The sequence below is a fragment of the Mariniphaga sp. genome (assembly GCF_041687215.1).
Lineage (GTDB): Bacteria > Bacteroidota > Bacteroidia > Bacteroidales > Prolixibacteraceae > Mariniphaga.
Map to the genome: position 1 here is coordinate 45,782 of NZ_JAWLCI010000020.1, position 20,594 is coordinate 66,375.

The following is a 20,594-nucleotide window of genomic DNA, read 5'->3' on the forward strand; positions in this document are numbered from 1 at the left end:
ACTGAAAACCTTTGAAATAAGTGAATTAAGTTATACTTTTGCGCGCGATTTATTACAACAATAATGTCTAACTTATTAATTTATTAAGAATTACATGACTGAAAAGAAAAATGAAAAAGTAGAGCAGGAGGCTCAGGAAGCGCCTGAGGTACCTGTTCAGGAAGAAAAAACTCCCGAAACAAAAGAAGCTCCAAAAGCGGAAAAACCAGCAGAGGAACCTGAAAAAGAAGCTGCTGAGGAAGCGGTTGAAGAAAAACCTGAAAAAGCAGAAGTTGAAGAACCTCTAAAAGCAGAGGAAGAACCTGCCGAAGCTGAAACAAAGAAAAACGAAGATGTTGCTGTTGAAGAAAAAGCAGAAGAAACACCTGCAGAACCAGTAGAAGCGAAAACAGAAAACGAAACCGAAGAAACTGGTGAATTTGACTGGGAAAGCCTTGAAACAGGACAAGATGCCTATTCAGACAAACAGCGGTCCGACCTGGAGCAAATGTATGATAACACCCTGAATACTGTTACCGAAAAAGAAGTACTGGAAGGGACTGTTATAGCATACAACAAACGCGAAGTTGTAGTTGACATCGGTTACAAATCAGACGGAATTGTCAGCTTAAATGAATTCCGCTACAATCCCGACCTGAAAGTTGGCGACAAAGTGGACGTTTACATCGAAAGCCTGGAGGACAAAAAAGGCCAGATGATTCTTTCGCACAAAAAAGCGCGTGCAACCCGCTCCTGGGATCGTGTTAATGAGGCATTGGAAAAAGACGAAATCATAAAAGGATACATAAAATGCCGCACAAAAGGTGGTATGATTGTAGATGTTTTCGGAATCGAAGCATTCCTGCCCGGCTCACAAATCGATGTGAAACCCATTCGTGATTACGATGTTTTTGTGGGCAAATCCATGGAATTCAAGGTGGTAAAAATCAACCAGGAATACCGCAACGTAGTTGTTTCGCATAAAGCTTTAATTGAAGCTGAACTGGAACAACAGAAAAAAGAAATTATTGCCAAACTGGAAAAAGGTCAGGTTCTGGAAGGAACAGTCAAAAACATTACATCTTACGGTGTATTTATGGACCTTGGCGGTGTGGACGGATTGATTCACATCACCGACCTTTCCTGGGGACGAATCAACCACCCCACCGAAATTGTGGAACTGGATCAGAAACTGAATGTGGTTATTCTCGATTTCGACGACGACAAAAAACGCATTGCATTGGGTCTGAAACAGCTTACTCCGCATCCGTGGGATAAACTGGACGATAACCTGAAAGTGGGTGACTCCGTTAAAGGAAAAGTTGTGGTATTGGCCGACTACGGTGCATTTGTAGAAATTGCCCCGGGAGTAGAAGGGTTAATCCACGTTTCGGAAATGTCGTGGAGCCAGCACTTGCGCAGCGCTCAGGATTTCCTGAAAGTGGGCGACGAAGTGGAGGCAGAAATTTTAACCCTCGACCGCGAAGACCGCAAAATGTCGCTGGGTATGAAACAACTTAAAGCTGACCCATGGGAAAAAATTGAAGAAAATTACGGCGTTGGCACAAAACACAAAGCTGCTGTTCGCAACTTCACCAACTTTGGTGTATTTGTTGAAATAGCAGAAGGTGTTGATGGTTTAATTCATATTTCAGATTTAAGCTGGACGAAAAAAATTAAACATCCGTCGGAATTTACATCCATTGGCGAAGAAATTGAAGTGGTAGTTCTTGATATCGATGCCGAAAACCGCCGCCTGAGCCTTGGCCACAAACAACTGGAAGAAAATCCGTGGGATGTTTTCGAAACCATTTTCACTACCGATTCTATTCACGAAGGAACCGTGATTGACCTGATGGACAAAGGTGCAGTTGTTGCCCTGCCTTATGGTGTGGAAGGTTTTGCAACACCGCGTCATTTGGTAAAAGAAGACGGTACGCAGGCTAAACAAGACGAAAAACTGGATTTTAAAGTTATCGAATTCAACAAATCAGCCAAACGGATTATCGTTTCACACTCCCGGATTTTTGAAGATGAAAAACGTTCTGAAGACACCGCAAAACGGAAATCGCAATCGCGTTCTGCCAAAAAAGCGGTAAAATCAGTGAACGAGAACATGGAAAAAACAACTTTGGGAGACATCTCCGATTTGGCAGCTCTGAAAACTCAGCTTGAGAATAAAGAGAATAAAGAGAAAAAGGAGAAAAAAGAAGATGGCGAAAAATAATCCGGGTTCAGTTAAAAATATTTTAACTGAAATTCGTAAATTGTAGCATGTCAACAGAAATTTTGAATAAGGAGGGTTACACTCTCGTAAGGGTAAATGCCGAAAGGCTTGATACAAACACCGCACCCGGATTAAAATCGGAGCTGGTTGTTTTAAACAATAACGGAGTAAAAAACATTGTGCTCGATTTGAGTCAATGCAAATACTGCGATTCATCTGGATTGCGCTCTGTTTTGGTTGGAAACCGGTTGTGCGAAGATGCCATTGGCACATTTATTCTTTGCGGTCTGAATCCTGATGTGGAGCATTTGATTCGAATATCGATGCTGCACACTGTACTCTTAATTACTAAAACAGCCAATGAGGCTGAAGATTTACTGAAGAAAAAGATGGAGATGTAAGCAGGAATGGCTTTTGAGTTAACCATACTGGGAAGCAGTTCTGCTACACCAACATCTGAAAGATACCCAACCGCCCAGGTATTAAATATGCTTGGGCGGTTTTTTTTGATCGATTGCGGCGAAGGAACTCAAATGCAAATCCGCCGGCAGAAAATAGGTTTTGGGAAAATAAAACACATTTTTATTTCGCACCTGCATGGCGATCATTACTACGGACTTATCGGACTCATCTCCACATTCAATTTGCTTGGTTTAAAAAACGACCTCCACATTTATTCCCCTTCCCAGTTAAAAGAAATTATTCAGCCTCAGCTAGACTTTTTAAAAGGCGATTTGCAGTTCAATGTTATTTTTCATCCGCTGAATTTTAAAAAACCACAGCTTATTTTTGAAGATAAAAAAGTGGAAGTGGTTTCTTTTCCGTTAAAACACAGCATCAATTGCTGCGGATTTTTATTCAGGGAAAAGGAAAAAGAAGCCAACATAAAAAAGGAATGTATTCAGCAGTATAATATTCCCATCGCCCAAATTGTAAAAATTAAACAGGGAGCTGATTTTATTACTGAAGAAGGGGAAACCATTCCCAATGAAGTACTGACTACTCCCCCGCCACCGCCGCTTTCGTATGCCTTTTGTTCCGATACCGCCTTTTATCCGCCGGTTGCAGATGTGATTCAAGGGGTAAATTTACTTTATCACGAAGCCACATTTACCGAAGAATTGCGCGACTGGGCAGATAAAACGTACCACTCAACCGCGCTCGACGCAGCAAAAATTGCCCAAATGGCCCATGCAGGAAAACTGATTCTCGGACATTTTTCGTCGCGGTATGAAAGCGCAGAGCCTTTTTTAATGGAAGCCAAAACAGTTTTTCCAAATACAGAAGATGTGGTGGACGGGAAAACTTATGTCATATAAACTTTACTGATTTTTTAGTTATTGGTAGATAGCAAGTTGTAGTTGCGGATTGCGTGCGATTTCCTGTCCGCGAGGACGGAACTACGAAGCGAAAATCTGCACCCCTTACACCACCGAACCCGCTATAAAATTTACACTTATTATACGCTTTGATTGAAATTACATCCATTTTCAAAACAATTGCCAAATACATCTTTTAGTTTTCTAAAGGCATCATTTCTCACCTCAGTAAAAATTATATTAAGTTGGTCTATTGCTAAATCTATTAACAAAGTCCTATATTTTGAACCTATTTTTTTATACTTATAAATAATAATCACCAGTGAGAAAATATATATTGGTATTTTCCAACCAAGATTGTTTGGATTTAATATTATTATTAAATATCCAATCCATAAGGAAATTAAAATTAAGAAAATGAATACAAAATTGAAAGTGTAGTATTTAGACCACTCTTTAAAAACGTGTCTTCTTTTATCTTTTTGATTAAATGCTCCAATCTCATCTTTGTTTGTAAAAAAATAAAAAAAGTCATTTCTAAATTTTCTTTGATATACAGCATCATTTAATTTATTTCGAATTATACAACTTGTATGGTTGGTACAATTTAGATATTCAATTGTTTTTTGATAAAGTGTCAAATTAAGTTTTTTGATTACTTTAAAAGTAATCTTATCGAGTTTATAATGGACCTTACTTAAGTCAATGAGGAAATAGAAAAATACAAGAGTAAAAACAATAATAATAAATATCGACAACAGAAATATTTTAATAATCCATTGCGGGAAATCACCACTTTCAATAATTTCATCTACAATAATGTCTTTTGTTCTATTAATAATATTAACGACAATTGGTGTTTTTAAATAAAAATAAATTGTTATACCAACGATTATAATAAAAATGAATAATGAAATTATTCCAAATAATTTCATTTGGGATTTCATATTTTTATCTAGCTCTATATAACTACCATCATCTTTAGAAGGCATTAAAGATGAAAAAATATATTTAATTGCATCTTTCATATTATTTTGGTTTTGCGAAAATTATATTCCTAGCTTTTGATATTATTTTATAAGTGTAACTAAATCCATTTTCTTCAAGTAAGTTAATTATTTTTTGTTGTTTTAAATTTTCATAAAATGAAAATTTAAAATCATCATGTGGTTTAATAAAACCATCACCAAGTTTTAAAAGCAATGATGTTTTTGAACTAGTATATTTTGAGTCATTTTTAGGTGAAACGATACATAAAATACCCTCCTTTTTTATATTTTTTCGAATTAATTGTAAAATCTCACTTCTGATTTCATCATGCGGAATTGTATGAAACACAAAACTTACAAAGTAACAGTCAATATTTAAGTCAGTTAAATTTGAAAAATTGTCATAACTGACGATACTGAGATTTTGAAAATCAGTATTCTTTTTAAGCTTTTCAACATTTCGTCCACATTCAATAAGTGTTAAATTGAAATGTTTTTTCAAAATAATGCTATTCCTTCCATTTCCACATCCAAAATCCACACAAGATTTTATCTTTTGTAATTTGAGATATTCAATTATTTCATCTAATTCCTTAATGGACATCTTACAACTTGGTGTTGATTTGTTTGGATCCCATGAAATGTTCTTTTCTTTAATTTTAATCGAATAATCGTTTTTCATTAGATTTCAATTTAAAATATTGATAAGCAAATTGAAAATTTCTACATGTAGAAAACTCTGGAGGAAAGTTTAAATCTAATTTTTTAATATTTAATTGTTTTGCGTTGCTTACTTCGATTTTCAAATATTCATTTTCAAAAATGAAAGATTTGTCTTTGCTCGGTTGTATTGGTACATGAAGATTCTTTTCATATGAATTTGTAACACCACATATATAAATATATGGAGTTCTGTGTTCATTTAAATAGACTGTATATTTGTTATTAAGCTTTATTTCTGATTTTACATATTTGAATTTTTCTGTTAAACTGCCCAATAAACATTTTTGACAATGATATTTTTGATTAAAACCATTCACATATTTAATCCAAAAAGAATTAAAAATTAAATCATAAAATGTTATTTCTATTATCGGAGCCATATTTCATTTTTGCGCATAACTTTGTTGCCTCTAACCCTAAACTATACAATATTTCTTTCCAGCGGAATTATTGTTTGCCTCAGGTATTTTATATTTATAATTCATCAAATGTTTTTTTCAATGTTGGCATGGAGAAATGCCTTGTTAAACGGCAGTTTAACGATAAATCTCCGGTAATAAAAGTTCTTCTTTTCCGCCTTATGTTGCCTTGTATAATCAATGCTTTGGTTTTTAGCGGCTTAAAACTAAGCATAAATTTATATTTTTCAAATAAAAAAGAGGTCGTTATTATGTAATAAAAGCTTCACCGGGTAAAAAAGAAAGCGTCGGGGACATCTCCCAACATTCCCCGACAAGAAAGGAAGCCTTGGAGACATCCCCCAGCGTTCTCCCCGCGGAAAAGGAGCCGTTGGAGACATCCCCCAGTGTTCCCCCGGCGGGAAAGGAAGCTTGGGAGACATCCCCCAGTGTTCCCCCGGCGCGAAAGGAGGCGTGGGAGACTTCACCAAACCTTCCCAGGAGAAAAAGAAAGCATAAATCATGTTATTCAAAAAAATTCTTATTAAAATTCACCAGGAACAATTTTTCAACCGGACGGGTAAATGCGGTGTACAGCCAACGGTAATATTCAATATCGAGCATATCTTCAACCAGGTAGCCATGGTCAATAAAAACAGCTTTCCACTGGCCGCCCTGCGCTTTGTGGCAGGTTAAAGCATAAGCATATTTTACCTGAAGCGCATTATAGTGCGGGTTTTCCTTTATTTTTTTCCAGCGCTCCCGTTTGTTTTTTATCTCCAGATAATCTTCTGAAACCGAATCGAAAAGTTGCCGGTTTTGTTCATAAGAAAAAGAGGCCGATTCGATGGAAAGTGTATCCAGAAATATTTTGCAGTCAAGTTCCACATCTTCATAATCAACAAAACGCAAGCAAACATCGGCAAACCTGAACCCGTAAAGTTCTTCGTACCCATAAATCGAAACTACTTCGGCAATATCGCCGTTGGCAATAAATTCGAGCTTGGATTCTTCATCCATCCAGAAGTAATTATTTTTTACCACCATCAGCAAATCGCCGCGTTCGATCTCATTTTCACGGTAAAGAATTGATCCGCGAATTCCTTTATTATAGAGATTTGCCCGTTTGTTCGACCGTGTTACAATGGTTGTTTCAAACAAACCATATTTATCGTAACACGATGATATTTGTTCAATCAATTCTTCACCTGAAACACGCACAACATCGTTGAAATCGTTTAACCCAAGTTTAAAAAATCCGGTTGCATTTTGTTCTTCAACCAACTGCCTGATTTGTGTGGCACAAGATAAAATTCCGGAATCTGCTGCTTGTCTTACAACTTCGGTGAGTATAAATTCATCAACCTCAAAACCTTCATTTGTAAGGTTAAAAGCCTCAAGTGCCGGGCTAATGGCCAGTCCAACCGGTGGAAGCTGTGCCGTGTCACCAACCAAAATCAACCGGCAGTTTGTGCCCGAATAAACGTACTCTAATAAATCGTTGAGCAAACGACCGCTGCCGAAAACCGAGTTTTCATTGTTTTCGTTGGAAATCATGGAAGCTTCATCTACCACAAACCAGGTGTTTTTATGCAGGTTCTTGTCGAGCACAAAACGGCCCATCCCATCGGCTGAAGTTTGTTGCCGGTAAATTTTCTTATGGATGGTAAACGCCGGCATTGAAGTATAACCAGCCATAACTTTTGCTGCCCTGCCGGTTGGCGCCATCAAAACAATTTTAATTTTTAATAATTTGAATGTTTGGGTTAATGCATTTATCATGGTAGTCTTTCCGGTACCGGCAAATCCTTTAATCAAAAGTATTTTGTCCTGAATATCAGAAACAATAAATGTTGCCAGACCGGAAATTAATTCGGACTGCCCAACTGTTGGACTGAATGATAAATTTTGTTCAAGTAAAGCTTTTACATGATTTTTAATCATACCTGCTAAAATAACAAAGTTCAAAGGAAGGTAATTTGTTTTTTTTTATAATTTTGCAAGCATTCGACAATAATCGTATTAAAACTATAAAGATGAGAACCATTATTCAGATTTTACTTGCAATTGTTGCCTTGGGCTTAGTTTATTTCATTTACAAAGGGATTCAGGATCCTATTGAATTTGAAAAAGCAAAAGATGAAAGGTACGAAAAAACCATTGAAAGGTTGAAAGACATTAGAAAAGCCCAGTTGGCATTTAGAGAAGTTAACGGACGGTTTACCGGAAGCTGGGATACCCTGATTCATTTCGTAAAATATGATTCGTTAAGAAATGTAAGAAAAATTGGTGAACTGACCGACAGTATGATTGAAGCCGGATTAACTGAAAGAAGAGCAATGAGAGAGGGCCTGATTATTCGGGATACCATTAAAGAAAGTGTGCTTGAAACACTTTTTGGAAAATCATTCGATCCTGAAAGCCTGAAGTATGTTCCGGTTCCTGACACCACTGCAGAGTTCACCCTGGGTGCCAATGTTATTGTTACCGGTTCTGGAATTAAAGTTCCGGTATTTGAAGCCAAAGCTCACAACAATATTGTTTTAAGAGGTTTGGACAGGCAGTATGTAATTAACATGAACGAACAGCGCAGGCTGAACGAAAGATACCCGGGATTAAAAGTTGGATCGCTTACTGAAGCTGTTAATAATTCAGGTAACTGGGAATAATTAAAATGATTGCCCTGACAACCGATCCAGGATTTGATTTTAACCGGACTGAAAAATATAAATTATCCATCCAGGTCAGCCTGGATGGATTTTCTTTTTCAGTGGTTGACCCTTTCGAAAACAGGTTGCTTGCCACCGGACTATTTCCAATAACAATTAGTTCTGAAAAATTTTTGGGACGACGTTTTGCCGAGTGGTTAAACGATGTGGAAGTGCTGCAAAAAAAATACGCAGAAATCAAGCTTTTCTACTTTTCAGAAAAATTTACCCTGGTTCCATCTTCATTTTACGAATTTACCAATCAAAATAAAGTTATTGAAACTGCTTTTGGTAAACTGAATAACAATTCGGTTCGTGACAATTATTTGCCGGAAGACGAGGCAAATCTGATTTTTTCAGTACCTAATTCATTAAAGGAAACCTTTGAAAAAGCTTTTCCGGGTTGTATCATTTTACATCCGATTTCAATTTTAAGTCAAAAAATCCATCAGAATTTTATAACCGATAAAAACGAAAGAATTCTTGCGCTTTCTTTTCAGAACAATTTTTTCAGCCTTCTTTTATTCGTAAACAAAAAGCTGCAAATAATTAATAACTACTATTTTAAACATCCAAACGACGTAGTTTTTTACGTTCTTTCTGTTTTAAAAAGCAGAAACATAAGCCCTGCAAAAACTGCACTTTTACTTTCCGGGAAAATTAATTCTTCAAGCGAAATAACTGCTTCACTTCCCAATTATTTTTCTCAAACTGAATTTTTAAAAGCTTCAGCGCATTACAACGAAAATATTTTCGGAGAGCAAGTGCAACAATTTACTCCTGTGCTTTAATTATGCGAATAGTTGGCGGCAAATACAAAGGCCGGATTTTCAATCCTGGTAAAAAATTTACGGCACGGCCAACCACCGATTTGGCCAAAGAAGCTTTGTTCAATATTCTGGCAAACCGTTACGATTTGTCGGAAATGAGCATTCTCGATTTGTTTTCGGGAACCGGCAGTATTGGTTACGAATTTATTAGCAGAGAAGCAGGCGAAGTCACTTTTGTTGAATCAAATTTCAACCACGTTCGCTTCATAAAAGATGTGATTGAGAAACTGGAAATAAAAAATGCCCGGGTTGTTCGCGATGATGTTTTTCGCTTTTTAAAATTTACTCCAAACAAATACGATTTAATTTTTGCCGATCCTCCTTTTGATGCTCCGTTTATAAATGACATTCCCAAAGTAATATTTGATTCAGGAATATTAAAACAAGGAGGAACTCTGATTTTGGAACATCCAAAAAGTTTCGATTTTTCCCGTTCAGCAAATTTTAAAGAGCTCAGAAAGTACGGTAAAGTAAATTTTAGCTTTTTCATTATTTCGCAAAACCATTAATCACGTCTCAAACGTCAAATTGACAGAATTCAAATCCCTAATTTTCATATTATTAAGGACAATTTGTCTTTTTAAAAAAATATTGAAAATTGGACTGTATTTTGTATTTTTATTTTAAAAACTAAATCGAATTCGATTTAAAACAAATTTTAAACACACGAAAGATGGAATACAAAGATTACTATAAAATATTGGGAGTCTTGAAAAATGCCAGTCAGGATGAAATAAAAAAAGCGTATCGCAAGCTGGCTCTAAAGTATCACCCTGATAAAACCAATGGTGATAAAAAAGCTGAAGAACGCTTCAAGGAAATTGGTGAAGCCTACGAGGTTTTAAAAGATCCTGAAAAACGGAAAAAATACGACCAGCTGGGCGCCAACTGGAAACAATATGAAAATGCCGGTTACGGTGGTGGTGGCGGATTTGACTTCTCTCAGTTTGGCGGCCAGTCGCCCGGTGGTGGAAGGACTTTCTATTACGAAGGGGATATGGGTGATATTTTTGGTGGTTCAGGCGGTGGATTTTCCGATTTCTTCAATGCCTTTTTCGGAGGGCGCGGAGGTGCACAATCCGGATTTTCCGGCAGGCAACGCCCACGCAAAGGCCAGGATTTGCAGGCTGAAATGGAAATCAGCGTGTATGAAGCCTACCACGGAACTTCCAGGATACTCAACGTTGACGGTAAAAAATTGCGCGTAAACATAAAACCCGGAAGTTACGACGGACTGGAGCTGCGCATAAAAGGAAAGGGTGGCCGCGGAGCAGCAGGAGGCGCCGATGGCGATATTTATATTAAAATAAAAGTCCAGCCGGATAGTCTGTATAAAACTGACGGTAACAACCTGACGTTGAAAGCAGACATCGATTTATATACTGCCGTTCTGGGTGGAAAAGCTGAAATCAATACCCTGGCAGGCAAATTAAATGTCCCTGTTCCGAAAGACTCACAAACCGGAAGTAAGCTGCGGTTAAAAGGAAAAGGAATGCCAATTTACGGAAAACCAGGTCAATTTGGCGACTTGTATGTACAATTAAATGTAGTTATTCCTAAAAACCTGAGCCAGGAGGAAGTAAACCTGTTTAAAAAGTTAAAGGAATTGCGAAATAATCACGTTTACAGTCACAACTAAAACGAAGAAATTATGCTGGCAAGATACTATGATTACAATTACACCGACCCGATGATTGAGTTATTCCTCTCAAGGATGAATGACCTAAATTACAGGTATTATGCAAGCGAATTGCTGGAACGGTTAATGCAATCCGATGATTTCGATTTGAATGAATCAATCCGAAAAGCGATTGCCATTCTGCGTTTAACAGGGGTTCCGGTGCAGCAACATTTCTCCTGCATTTACCGTTCGGCATCAAATGGCACTCAGCGCGACTGGAAATTGTCGGAACTGGCTTGTAGCCTGATTATAATCAGTGCCGAACCTGAAAATCAGAAAATTGAAGAAATACAACAGGAATTAATGAGTTACATGGGGATTTAATCTCTTAATTCATCCTGATAAAAAAAATTACAAATAAGATTGGAGAATTGATTTTAGCTGATTTTTTTGCACCAGCCCGGATTGCCGCCATACAACCTGTCCGTTTTTAAAAAGTGCCAGTGTTGGCACACCCCTGATTTGGAAACGGTTTGCAATTTCCTGGTTTTTGTCCACATCTATTTTAATGACCTTAATTTTTCCTTCCAGTTCGCCTACCAGTTCAACCAAAATGGGCGACTGCATCTTGCAAGGTCCGCACCATTCAGCATGAAAATCGACCAGAACAGGAACCTGTGATTGGATAATTGAATTAAAATTTCCTTTCATATTTTTCAGTTTTAATGATACAAAAATACCTGCGGAAAATATTACTTCAAAATTTCCGCAGGTATGCCAATTATTTTTATCAATTACAGTCCAAAGGCATAATAATAAGTTCCCGGATAATCTTCATACACACCTTCAAACATTACTCCTACTTCTTTATTTTTCAGGATTTTCACGAACTCATCAACTGTCTTAACATTTTTTCCGTCAACTTTGGTAATTATAAATCCAACACGGATGTCTGTATTGTTTTTTAATTTTCCGGTATATATCCTGGTTATTTGCAGTCCGCCTTTAATATCGAGTTTCCGGGCTGTTTCTTTATCTATTTCCTCCAGTTCAACACCAAGAATATCAAGAATTTCGTTGGAGGGCCGTTCGTCCATTTTTTCCTCTCCTTCCTGGTTTCTGAGGGTAACCAGAAATTCATGTTCATCGCCCTGGCGATCTATTTTAAGCGAAACCTTATCACCCGGATGATGGCGTCCGATAATTTCCAGGAGTCCGGCTGATGTAGAAACTTCTTTACCATCTACTTCTGTAATCACATCTCCGATTTTAATGCCTGCGTCGCCGGCGGCGCTGTTCGCGGCAATACTATCAACATAAACTCCTCTGGTTACATCCAAATCTTTTTCCCTGGCCAGGTTACCATCTACCGTTCGAATCATTAATCCTAAATATCCGCGCTGAACCCTGCCGTATTTTAACAGATCTTCAACCACTTTGGAAACAATGTTGGAAGGCACTGCAAAACCGTAACCGGCATAAGCACCTGTAGGGCTTGCAATGGCAGTGTTAATTCCAATCAGCCCGCCATTCAGGTTCACCAGCGCTCCCCCACTGTTTCCCGGATTAATGGCTGCATCGGTCTGGATAAATGACTCGATGGCATTTTGGTCAGGTAAAATATTAATTTGCCGGCCTTTTGCACTTACAATTCCCGCTGTTACCGTAGAGTTGAGGTTAAATGGATTTCCGACAGCCAACACCCACTCGCCCACTTCAATTTCGTCGGAATTTACAAACGGTATAGTGGGCAAATCTCTGGCCTGTATTTGCAGCAAAGCAAGATCTGTGGACGGATCGGTTCCGATAACTTTGGCTTTGAGAACCCGGTTGTCTTCGAGGGTAACTTCAATATCGTCGGCGCCATCAATCACATGATTATTGGTTACGATGTATCCATCTGAATTAATGATTACCCCGGAGCCGGCGCCGACTCTTGGCTGCAGTCCCCGTTGCTCTGGCTGTGGCTGTTCGAACCGGAAATGCGGCCCAAAAAAACGCTCGAAAATATCATCATCAAAAAAATCCCTGAACGGATCCGGATATTGCCTGTATTGGAAATTTCGGACATTCTGCATTTGAGTTGATTTTATATGCACCACTGCCGGCATTACTTTTTGGGCCACTTCTGTAAATTCAAGCGGAACAATCTCGCCAGATTCATTTACTGTTTAGGCTGCTCCCACTACCGGAGAAGAAGAAAGATGTTCTATTTTCACGGTTTTGGCTGTTCCTGAACCAGTAACAAGGAATGTACCTAATGTAAAGGCACTGCCCAATATGGCTGCAATTATTAATGAAATATACTTTTTCATGGCTCTGTCCTCCCCTCTTTTATTTCATTAAAATGAATTTACTTTTGTATATACCGAAATATCAGTCTGCAATTGTTTCAGGTATTCTTCAATATCTTGAATCCGTTTTTTTACCCCGCTAAAATTATTCTCATTTAGCCCGGTTTTTATTTCTTTAAATCCATCATGAATTTGCTGATATTCTTCTTCTGTTTTCCCATATCCCAGCATTTGAGCAAAACGTATTTGATATTGTGCATCATTCAAAAGGGCCAGGATACTCTCTATATCAGGATGCTCTTTGTTCATTAATTTTTCCATTTCTATTACCATATTTTGGGCAATTATTAACGGCAAAGGTGTTATGCTTCTTTCAATTGTAATGCTCGACAACATTGAATTCAGTTCGAGCAATGCTTTTTCCCGCTCTTTGCCTTTAAGCAATTGGCCGGCATTTTTCAAGGTTTGCAAATAATCTGAAATGGAAATGCTTTCACGGGTAATACGAAGTTCGCTGGTTAACTGTGTCATCAAATTTTTTGCCTTTTGCAGTTCGCCGAGTTCCATCAAAGAATCGATATTATGTATCAGATAGTTTGCATTTTCTGCATTTTCTGCCCTATCGAGTACCTCAATATTAACCTCAGAAATTATTTTTGTAGGATGGTCGCTGCGAATAATTAATTCCGCTTTTGCAATGGCTTTATCGATGTTTTCAATAGCATCGGCGTACTTTTCGTTTAAAATTGAAGATATGCCTGAACGCGTTAATGCAATAACATCGGCTGCCTCTTGAATAATATTCTTGTTGCCCAAATCAATTGCCAGGTTAATCTCCTTATCCACATAAGTCTGAATCTGTTTTTCAGTCAGGTAAGTTTGTTCCGGTTTTTTCAGTGATTCAATGTCTGGTTCTGTTGCTAATTTATCTTTCCTGTCGCAACCAACCAACACCACCAAAATAAACATGATTATATATCCAATTTTAGTTTTCATGATATTTCCCTCCTTTCGTTCATGTTAAACAATAAAAAAATAAAACGGGCAGGCATGAAATATCCTGCCCGTTTACCATTAAGACACTTTAATTTCTTTTACTGTTTTTACTTTGGCTTCTTCACGTTTTGGCAGCGTTACATGAAGAATACCATCTTTGTACTTAGCCGAAATTTTGTCGGCATTTACAATATCATCCGGAATGGTAAAAGAACGCTGGAATGATTGATAACTGAATTCACGGCGCGTTACCTCTTTTCCATTTTTTTCTGACTTTTCATCTGACTTTTCAGATGAAATGGTTAGTCTGCCTTTGTCGTAATTCAGTTTGAAGTCGCTCTTTTTCAATCCTGGAGCCGCCACTTCAATTTTAAAATCGCTATCGCTTTCTTTAACATTTACTGCAGGTAGGGTTGAATCAATACCTGCAAAATTCCAGTTGTTCCAGTCCATCAAATTTCCTCCAAAAAACCTGTCGGTAAAAGAAGGAATTGATGGAAACATGCTGTTTGTTAACCTTGCCATTTTCATAGCTTATTCCTCCTTTATTTTTAATTAAACATTGGGTTAATTGAAATTGATTTTTCGGCAAATTTAAATTCAAATAATATGCCAAGTGATTGAATTAATGCCTGTAAATAATTTATTACAAATAACTTACATAAAATAATTATCAAAAAAAAGTATTGTTCTATCTAAATTCAATCTTGAAAAAATGTCATATTTTTTGACAAATTGACAAAGTCAGATTACAGGTATATTTCCTGCAATATGTTGGTATGTAGTTTGAAAATAAATGGTATATAACATTAAAAAAAAGCAACGATGAAATACATTGTCAACAACCTTAAAAATTTAAATAATAAGGAAAAAGAACGCAATGTGAAAAAACTCATTCAGAATCAAACCAGGCGTTTAAAAAGAATTGCAGATCAATACTCAAAACCACTAGTATTAAACATCTATTTTAACAACGTGGATAAAATTAACAGTCAAATATCAGCTGTTATTGCTTTGAAAGAAAATGTGCTTTATTTAAGTGAAAAAGATAAAGATATTGAAGCCTGCATTTTTAAATTATTCGATAAGTTAAAAGTTTCACTTACAAAAAATATTCACAAGGAAAAAAAGGACAAACTGCTCAAACGGAAGAAAGTTAAAATAAAAAGTTACCTGGAAAATCTGCAAAACCTCCAGGAATTAAGACATGATAATATAAAAGAAACATTTACAGAGCTGACAAAAATTCTTTTCAGCGATATTGCCCGATATATTAAACGACGAATAGAAGCAGCAGAAATGACCACCACCCTGGAAAAAGGTAAATTTAAAATTCATGAGTTGCTGGATGAGCTCTATCTGGCTTTTTACTACCACTTTGATGATATTTCAATAAATAAAAACAAAATTGATATATGGCTTTACAAAAAAGCAGATGACCTTTTAAATGAAAAACTTAAAGAATTTGAATTTGACAGGAAAAAAACAATAAGGCTCGAAAATATCCTTAAAAAAGAACGTAATGCTTTTGATGAACAAATTACCGCAGATGCTGATGATGAAATAATTCTTCTTGATGATTTGGATGATATTGTTCCTGCATCCGACGAACTTTCTGTATATGATTTGATTTTTGAAGAAAATGAAGATAGTGTGCTTGATGATATTACACTAAAGTTAGAACGGGAAGAAATTCATAAAATCATCCGGTTAGAACTGGCAAAACTACCCGTATTGGAAGGCAATATACTGGATCTTTATTTAATCAATCAGCTAACTGAAAAAGAAATTGCTGAAATAAAAAATATCAGCATTAAAGAAGTAGAATCAATAATTGAGAATTCAGGTAAAATAATTAAAGAAAAATTGTTGAGTTTATAATAATCAGGTATATATGATTTCAACAGAACATTAAAAAAAGGTTCAAGCAAAATGCATGAACCTTTTTCAGAGTGTGTATTTATAAATAACCTTTTGTTAGTTATTCTGTCTTGCGTTTTATGCTGCAACCAACAGGCTTAGTTTCTGCAACAGCAACTTTCTGTCCGCTGGCCAAACTTGCAATGGCATCTTTTGCATAAGCCTGTTTTACATCGGCTGCACTTTTGTAGCTATCGTCAATAGCTCCTTTGTAAACCAGTTCCATATTTTTATCGAAAAGGAAAACATGCGGAGTGGTTTGTCCGCCAAATGCATTGGCAATCTGGCTATCCTCATCAACAACATACGGAAAATTGTAGTTTTGCCCGCGTGCGCGCTTTTTCATTTCATCATAAGAATCAACACCATTTCGGTTGCCGTAATTCGAATTTAAAACAATCATTCCAACATTGTGGCGGTCGGCCCAGGTTTTTAATTCATTGTAGCGGTCTTCCCACTGAATTACAAAAGGACAGGTGTTACTTGAAAACATTACCAAAAGGCCATTTTCTTTGGTTACATCAGCAAGCGAAAATTTTTCGCCTGAAACATCGTGCATTTTTACGTCAGTCAGGGTTGCTTTTCCGCCTATTCCTATGGTGCCTGTTATTGCCATAGCCGGAATAAAGGCGGTAATCATTAAAATTACGATTAAATTTTTCATAGCTTTCATTTTTTAAGTTTCAATAAAATACTTTAAACTCTTAAATAAAACATTTCCCTTTTAAAAAATGTTCATAGGTTTGCACAAACAAATTTTTGATTTGTAACAGATTAAACAGAAAAAATGAGACTTGATACCATTAGAAACGAATACAATTTTTCGGGATTGACAAAAAAAAATGTGGATAAAAATCCTTTTAGGCAATTCGAAAGTTGGTTGAAAGAAGCGTTGGATTCGAACGAAAAAGAACCAACAGCCATGTCGCTTTCAACCTTTGGGACCGACGGGTTTCCGCAATCCAGAATTGTTTTGCTCAAATTTTTCAACGAGAATGGATTCGTTTTTTTTACCAATTATTCATCAGAAAAAGCAAAATCAATTGAAAAAAATCCGTCAGTCAGCTTGCATTTTTTCTGGCCTTTGCTTGAACGGCAAATCCGTATTTCCGGAAAAGCAGAAAAAACGAGCCTTGAAATTTCAGAGAAGTATTTTGCTGAAAGGCCTTTGGAAAGCCGGATTGCGGCCTGGGCATCAGAACAAAGTAAGGAGATTCCCTCACGTGAATATTTGGAAAATCGTTTTGAAAAGTACAGAAAAACCTTTGAAAATAATGCTCCCGGACTTCCTTCGTTTTGGGGCGGGTACAAAGTGGTACCTCAAAAATTTGAATTCTGGCAGGGCCGCACCAATCGTCTTCACGATCGTATTTTATATGAAAAAGAAGGAGAAGCCTGGTCAATAAAAAGGTTAGCTCCCTGAATTCAGCTTTATAAAATCTTATTCGAAATCGAGTTTAAATTTCTGTTTTAAAAGTTCCAGTTTTGGATTCTTTTTTAACATTTCCATATATTTTTCTGAATCGGAATAAATTATTTTTTCCTTTTCGGTTTCAGAAATCCGGGTAGTCAACTGAACTTTAGAATTTTTCAATTCTTTTCTCAACCACGAAACCAATTCGGGTTTTATCGTATTAATCAGATCGTCCTGTACCGAATTGTCGATTTCCAAAACAAGTTTAAAATCTTGTTCCAGCAGGGGTACACACCGTAAAGTTGATTGCAAATTTGGCCTGTCGTTTAACCGGGTTACAAACTCTTCCCACTTTACTTTTAGGGCTTCTTCGGTAAAATCATTTGTTTCGCCTTCCCTGGTATAAATTTCATGCTGTTCTTTAGCCGAAAGTTTTTCTTCGCCCAGCTTTCCGGCCAGGGCATCTTTTATTGAAGGACCTTTCATTTGGCGCGACAAACGTCTCACTGGTTTTTTGGGTGCAGGTTCGTTTACTGCTTGAACCTTGTTTCCACTCTCCTGCTTTTCAGCCGGTGTATCTGTATTTTCAGAAAAAATGGGAAAAAGAATGTCGTCAGGTAAATTTTCGTCAGCTATTTTTTTTTTAAGGTTAGCTGCGCTATCCTCACCAGTGCCAGTTCAACAAGCAACCGTTTGTTTTGACTGATTTTGTACTGCATGTCACATTCATTGCTGATTTCAAGCGCTTTCAGTAAAAAATCGCTGTTACAAACTGAAGCCTGAACCTTGTAGCGCTCCTTAATTTCTCCGCCAACTTCAAGCAACTGAACGGTAACAGAATCTTTGCAAACCAGCAGGTTACGCAAATGACTGCTCAAACCGGTGATAAAATGGTGACCGTCGAAGCCATGATTCAGAATATCGTCGAAAATCATCAGAACATCAGGAACTTCGTTTTTCAAAAAATGTTCCACCAACCTGAAATAGTAGTCGTAATCCAGCACGTTCAGATTGGAAATAACATCCTGATACGTTATATTTTTCCCGGAGAAACTAACAATCTGGTCGAAAATTGACAGTGCATCGCGCATGGCGCCATCAGCTTTTTGAGCGATAACATTCAGCGCTTCTTTTTCTGCAGTAACGCCTTCGCCTTTAGCCACATATTCCAGATGATCGGCAATGTCGGTAATTCCAATCCGGTTAAAATCGAAAATCTGGCAGCGCGACAAAATTGTGGGAATAATTTTATGTTTTTCGGTGGTAGCCAGAATAAAAATGGCATGTTTTGGCGGTTCCTCCAGCGTTTTCAAAAATGCATTAAATGCCTGTGAAGAAAGCATGTGCACTTCATCGATAATATACACGCTGTATTTACCCACCTGTGGCGGAATGCGGACCTGATCAATTAGCACACGAATATCGTCAACCGAATTGTTGGACGCTGCATCGAGTTCGTGAATATTAAAAGAACGACTGGTATTGAACGCCTTACAGGATTCACATTCATTGCAGGCTTCCACTTCAGGAGAAAGATTGGAGCAGTTTATTGTTTTGGCAAAAATGCGTGCACAAGTGGTTTTCCCCACGCCACGCGGACCACAAAACAAGTAGGCGTGTGCCAACTGGTTGTTTTTAATGGCATTTTTCAGTGTTGTGGTAATTGACGATTGTGCCACCACCGTATCAAATGAATCGGGCCTGTATTTTCGTGCAGAAACAATAAAATTTTCCATTTATGCTGTGTTCTTTCTCAAGTGACCAAAGATAAACATTTCTGCTTTTTTACCTTGTAAAACTTATTAACAAACCAGGGAAATCGCTTTTAAACAATAAATTGTTCATATCTAATTATCTATAAGTTGATAATAAGCTAATTAATAACTATTTTAGTATTGTTGATTTTGGGCAGTGTCCAAAAAAATGAAAAACATTTCAGGACAAAACCCTACTGAACAGAATAATTATTTTAAAAAACATTTTTCTGACTTGAAAGATCCAAGACGTACTACCAAAGGGCACTACTATTATCCGCTCGAAGAAATTCTATTCCTGGTTATCGCTGCCGTCTTAAGTGGTGTTGAGGACTGGACATCCATTGAGATTTTTGGAAATGACAAAATCGAATGGTTACGGCGTTTTTTTCCTTACAAACACGGAATACCCTCACACGATGTGTTGGGAAAACTTTTTAGCAGGTTAGATCCGGTAAAGTTTAGTGAATGTTTTACCCGGTGGGTGAACACAATTTCACGTTTGACAGAAGGAGAGGTAATTGCCATAGATGGCAAGAGCATTTGTGGCTCAGGAGATACGGGCAACCCCAAATCAGCACTTCATATCGTATCTGCTTACGCTACCGAAAATAAATTGTGCCTTGGGCAGGTGTCCGTTGATAAAAAGCACAATGAGATTGTAGCCATACCCAAGGTATTGGAGATATTGGCAGTAAAAGGGTGTATTGTTACCATTGATGCTATGGGGTGTCAAAAAGAAATTGCTCGTCAGATAATGAAACAAGGTGGTGATTATGTATTGATGGTAAAAGATAACCAACGGGAATTAAAGGAGCAAACAGAAAAATTATTTAACTATTACAAGTCACCGGATAAAAATGAAACAGTAAGCTCCGGGCATGGCAGAGTAGAAACAAGGGTATGTGAAGCCATAGGCGATTTGGAATTTATGGATGAAAAAGAAAACTGGCCAGGGCTTAAATCGGTAGTGCGCATTACATCTTCACGCTTCATTAAAAAAACGGGGGAGGAATCAACCGACACAAGATACTATATATCTTCGCTTGAATCCAATGCCCGAAAACTTAATAAAGTTGTACGCTCTCACTGGGCAATAGAAAATAACCTTCACTGGACATTAGATGTAATATTCAATGAAGACAGAAAATTAAAAAAGAAAGATTTTTCCGCAGCCAATTTCAATATTATTAATAAGATGGCACTTGCAATACTGGAGAAAGACAAAACTTTTAAGGCCTCAAAAAACCAGAAAAGACTTAAAGCTGCTTTAAATGACAGCTATCGCGAAAAATTGTTAAAATGTTAAAAGCGATTTCCCTGATTAACAAACCCGTTATTTCTTTTTACGAAACGTAAACTTTAACTAATTTTCCGCGGTAAAAAAATTCTTGAATTATGTTGAAAAGACATTGCGTTTTG

Annotated in this window: 23 protein-coding genes; 11 read left to right on the forward strand and 12 right to left on the reverse strand. The window is 37.2% G+C overall.

Annotation, left to right across the window (positions count from 1 at the left end):
* Positions 1–94: 94 nt before the first annotated feature.
* Genes rpsA through ACESMA_RS09190 form a run of 3 tightly spaced genes read left to right on the forward strand, consistent with a single transcriptional unit; the run spans position 95 to position 3,525 of the window.
* Positions 95–2,206, forward strand: coding sequence for a 30S ribosomal protein S1 (rpsA, locus tag ACESMA_RS09180; protein ID WP_372948501.1), 2,112 nt, complete (start codon positions 95–97; stop codon positions 2,204–2,206).
* A gap of 47 nt (positions 2,207–2,253) precedes the next feature.
* Positions 2,254–2,607, forward strand: a complete 354-nt coding sequence (locus tag ACESMA_RS09185) for an STAS domain-containing protein (protein WP_372948502.1) — start codon at positions 2,254–2,256, stop codon at positions 2,605–2,607.
* 6 nt (positions 2,608–2,613) lie between these two features.
* Positions 2,614–3,525, forward strand: coding sequence for a ribonuclease Z (locus tag ACESMA_RS09190; RefSeq protein WP_372948503.1), 912 nt, complete (start codon positions 2,614–2,616; stop codon positions 3,523–3,525).
* Between the two features lie 140 nt (positions 3,526–3,665).
* Here the strand turns inward: ACESMA_RS09190 and ACESMA_RS09195 are convergent, their stop codons facing one another.
* From ACESMA_RS09195 to ACESMA_RS09210, 4 genes are all read right to left on the reverse strand, one after another.
* Entirely contained in the window at positions 3,666–4,553 is an 888-nt protein-coding gene (locus ACESMA_RS09195) for a hypothetical protein (protein WP_372948504.1), read from the reverse strand.
* A 1-nt stretch (position 4,554) separates the two neighbouring features.
* Positions 4,555–5,196, reverse strand: a complete 642-nt coding sequence (locus tag ACESMA_RS09200; RefSeq protein ID WP_372948505.1) for a methyltransferase domain-containing protein — start codon at positions 5,194–5,196, stop codon at positions 4,555–4,557.
* A complete protein-coding gene (locus tag ACESMA_RS09205) occupies positions 5,174–5,617 on the reverse strand; it encodes a hypothetical protein (protein WP_372948506.1) in 444 nt (147 codons plus the stop codon). Before ACESMA_RS09205 ends, ACESMA_RS09200 begins: the two co-directional genes overlap by 23 nt.
* Before the next feature lie 543 nt (positions 5,618–6,160).
* A complete protein-coding gene (locus ACESMA_RS09210) occupies positions 6,161–7,579 on the reverse strand; it encodes an ATP-dependent RecD-like DNA helicase (RefSeq protein ID WP_372948507.1) in 1,419 nt (472 codons plus the stop codon).
* 92 nt (positions 7,580–7,671) lie between these two features.
* On the opposite strand from ACESMA_RS09210, the gene ACESMA_RS09215 reads away from it, so the two are divergent.
* From ACESMA_RS09215 to ACESMA_RS09235, 5 genes are all read left to right on the forward strand, one after another.
* Positions 7,672–8,304: a hypothetical protein gene (locus tag ACESMA_RS09215; protein ID WP_372948508.1), complete on the forward strand. Its 633-nt coding sequence runs from the start codon at positions 7,672–7,674 to the stop codon at positions 8,302–8,304.
* Positions 8,305–8,309: 5 nt separating this feature from the next.
* The gene (locus tag ACESMA_RS09220; RefSeq protein ID WP_372948509.1) at positions 8,310–9,134 is read left to right on the forward strand and encodes a DUF3822 family protein; all 825 of its coding nucleotides are present in this window, start codon (positions 8,310–8,312) and stop codon (positions 9,132–9,134) included.
* 2 nt (positions 9,135–9,136) lie between these two features.
* Positions 9,137–9,682, forward strand: a complete 546-nt coding sequence (rsmD, locus tag ACESMA_RS09225; protein WP_372948510.1) for a 16S rRNA (guanine(966)-N(2))-methyltransferase RsmD — start codon at positions 9,137–9,139, stop codon at positions 9,680–9,682.
* 164 nt (positions 9,683–9,846) lie between these two features.
* Complete coding sequence (locus tag ACESMA_RS09230) at positions 9,847–10,812, forward strand: DnaJ C-terminal domain-containing protein (RefSeq protein ID WP_372948511.1); 966 nt, start codon at positions 9,847–9,849, stop codon at positions 10,810–10,812.
* Positions 10,813–10,824: 12 nt separating this feature from the next.
* Positions 10,825–11,178 (forward strand): hypothetical protein, encoded by a 354-nt coding sequence (locus tag ACESMA_RS09235; protein WP_372948512.1) that lies wholly within the window; start codon positions 10,825–10,827, stop codon positions 11,176–11,178.
* A gap of 27 nt (positions 11,179–11,205) precedes the next feature.
* On the opposite strand, the gene trxA is transcribed toward ACESMA_RS09235, so the two are convergent.
* The 5 genes from trxA to ACESMA_RS09260 form a co-directional block, all read right to left on the reverse strand.
* A complete protein-coding gene (gene trxA / locus ACESMA_RS09240; RefSeq protein WP_372948513.1) occupies positions 11,206–11,505 on the reverse strand; it encodes a thioredoxin in 300 nt (99 codons plus the stop codon).
* An 83-nt stretch (positions 11,506–11,588) separates the two neighbouring features.
* Entirely contained in the window at positions 11,589–12,920 is a 1,332-nt protein-coding gene (locus ACESMA_RS09245; RefSeq protein ID WP_372948514.1) for a Do family serine endopeptidase, read from the reverse strand.
* A 45-nt stretch (positions 12,921–12,965) separates the two neighbouring features.
* On the reverse strand, positions 12,966–13,109 hold the full coding sequence (locus ACESMA_RS09250; protein WP_372948515.1) for a hypothetical protein: 144 nt from the start codon (positions 13,107–13,109) through the stop codon (positions 12,966–12,968).
* 27 nt (positions 13,110–13,136) lie between these two features.
* On the reverse strand, positions 13,137–14,084 hold the full coding sequence (locus ACESMA_RS09255; RefSeq protein ID WP_372948516.1) for a YfdX family protein: 948 nt from the start codon (positions 14,082–14,084) through the stop codon (positions 13,137–13,139).
* 78 nt (positions 14,085–14,162) lie between these two features.
* Positions 14,163–14,609 (reverse strand): Hsp20/alpha crystallin family protein, encoded by a 447-nt coding sequence (locus ACESMA_RS09260; RefSeq protein ID WP_372948517.1) that lies wholly within the window; start codon positions 14,607–14,609, stop codon positions 14,163–14,165.
* Between the two features lie 300 nt (positions 14,610–14,909).
* On the opposite strand from ACESMA_RS09260, the gene ACESMA_RS09265 reads away from it, so the two are divergent.
* Entirely contained in the window at positions 14,910–15,965 is a 1,056-nt protein-coding gene (locus ACESMA_RS09265) for an RNA polymerase sigma factor (protein ID WP_372948518.1), read from the forward strand.
* Positions 15,966–16,065: 100 nt separating this feature from the next.
* On the opposite strand, the gene ACESMA_RS09270 is transcribed toward ACESMA_RS09265, so the two are convergent.
* On the reverse strand, positions 16,066–16,668 hold the full coding sequence (locus ACESMA_RS09270) for a thioredoxin family protein (RefSeq protein ID WP_372948519.1): 603 nt from the start codon (positions 16,666–16,668) through the stop codon (positions 16,066–16,068).
* A 123-nt stretch (positions 16,669–16,791) separates the two neighbouring features.
* Between ACESMA_RS09270 and pdxH the strand changes: the two genes are divergently transcribed.
* Positions 16,792–17,427 (forward strand): pyridoxamine 5'-phosphate oxidase, encoded by a 636-nt coding sequence (pdxH, locus tag ACESMA_RS09275; protein WP_372948520.1) that lies wholly within the window; start codon positions 16,792–16,794, stop codon positions 17,425–17,427.
* 18 nt (positions 17,428–17,445) lie between these two features.
* Here pdxH and ACESMA_RS09280 read toward each other — a convergent pair whose 3' ends face one another.
* Together ACESMA_RS09280 and ACESMA_RS09285 are read right to left on the reverse strand one after the other, a co-directional pair.
* Positions 17,446–17,925, reverse strand: a complete 480-nt coding sequence (locus ACESMA_RS09280) for a hypothetical protein (RefSeq protein ID WP_372948521.1) — start codon at positions 17,923–17,925, stop codon at positions 17,446–17,448.
* A gap of 125 nt (positions 17,926–18,050) precedes the next feature.
* Positions 18,051–19,154 (reverse strand): DNA polymerase III subunit gamma/tau, encoded by a 1,104-nt coding sequence (locus ACESMA_RS09285; RefSeq protein ID WP_372948522.1) that lies wholly within the window; start codon positions 19,152–19,154, stop codon positions 18,051–18,053.
* 187 nt (positions 19,155–19,341) lie between these two features.
* Here ACESMA_RS09285 and ACESMA_RS09290 point away from each other — a divergent pair, with 187 nt between their 5' ends.
* Complete coding sequence (locus tag ACESMA_RS09290) at positions 19,342–20,481, forward strand: ISAs1 family transposase (RefSeq protein ID WP_372948523.1); 1,140 nt, start codon at positions 19,342–19,344, stop codon at positions 20,479–20,481.
* Positions 20,482–20,594: the final 113 nt, after the last annotated feature.

Bases quoted from the DNA above. Each gene is read 5' to 3' on its own strand.
- rpsA (WP_372948501.1), top strand. From the start codon at position 95: ATGACTGAAAAGAAAAATGAAAAAGTAGAGCAGGAGGCTCAGGAAGCG.
- ACESMA_RS09185 (WP_372948502.1), top strand. From the start codon at position 2,254: ATGTCAACAGAAATTTTGAATAAGGAGGGTTACACTCTCGTAAGGGTA.
- ACESMA_RS09190 (WP_372948503.1), top strand. From the start codon at position 2,614: ATGGCTTTTGAGTTAACCATACTGGGAAGCAGTTCTGCTACACCAACA.
- ACESMA_RS09195 (WP_372948504.1), bottom strand. From the start codon at position 4,553: ATGAAAGATGCAATTAAATATATTTTTTCATCTTTAATGCCTTCTAAA.
- ACESMA_RS09200 (WP_372948505.1), bottom strand. From the start codon at position 5,196: ATGAAAAACGATTATTCGATTAAAATTAAAGAAAAGAACATTTCATGG.
- ACESMA_RS09205 (WP_372948506.1), bottom strand. From the start codon at position 5,617: ATGGCTCCGATAATAGAAATAACATTTTATGATTTAATTTTTAATTCT.
- ACESMA_RS09210 (WP_372948507.1), bottom strand. From the start codon at position 7,579: ATGATTAAAAATCATGTAAAAGCTTTACTTGAACAAAATTTATCATTC.
- ACESMA_RS09215 (WP_372948508.1), top strand. From the start codon at position 7,672: ATGAGAACCATTATTCAGATTTTACTTGCAATTGTTGCCTTGGGCTTA.
- ACESMA_RS09220 (WP_372948509.1), top strand. From the start codon at position 8,310: ATGATTGCCCTGACAACCGATCCAGGATTTGATTTTAACCGGACTGAA.
- rsmD (WP_372948510.1), top strand. From the start codon at position 9,137: ATGCGAATAGTTGGCGGCAAATACAAAGGCCGGATTTTCAATCCTGGT.
- ACESMA_RS09230 (WP_372948511.1), top strand. From the start codon at position 9,847: ATGGAATACAAAGATTACTATAAAATATTGGGAGTCTTGAAAAATGCC.
- ACESMA_RS09235 (WP_372948512.1), top strand. From the start codon at position 10,825: ATGCTGGCAAGATACTATGATTACAATTACACCGACCCGATGATTGAG.
- trxA (WP_372948513.1), bottom strand. From the start codon at position 11,505: ATGAAAGGAAATTTTAATTCAATTATCCAATCACAGGTTCCTGTTCTG.
- ACESMA_RS09250 (WP_372948515.1), bottom strand. From the start codon at position 13,109: ATGAAAAAGTATATTTCATTAATAATTGCAGCCATATTGGGCAGTGCC.
- ACESMA_RS09255 (WP_372948516.1), bottom strand. From the start codon at position 14,084: ATGAAAACTAAAATTGGATATATAATCATGTTTATTTTGGTGGTGTTG.
- ACESMA_RS09260 (WP_372948517.1), bottom strand. From the start codon at position 14,609: ATGGCAAGGTTAACAAACAGCATGTTTCCATCAATTCCTTCTTTTACC.
- ACESMA_RS09265 (WP_372948518.1), top strand. From the start codon at position 14,910: ATGAAATACATTGTCAACAACCTTAAAAATTTAAATAATAAGGAAAAA.
- ACESMA_RS09270 (WP_372948519.1), bottom strand. From the start codon at position 16,668: ATGAAAAATTTAATCGTAATTTTAATGATTACCGCCTTTATTCCGGCT.
- pdxH (WP_372948520.1), top strand. From the start codon at position 16,792: ATGAGACTTGATACCATTAGAAACGAATACAATTTTTCGGGATTGACA.
- ACESMA_RS09285 (WP_372948522.1), bottom strand. From the start codon at position 19,154: ATGGAAAATTTTATTGTTTCTGCACGAAAATACAGGCCCGATTCATTT.
- ACESMA_RS09290 (WP_372948523.1), top strand. From the start codon at position 19,342: ATGAAAAACATTTCAGGACAAAACCCTACTGAACAGAATAATTATTTT.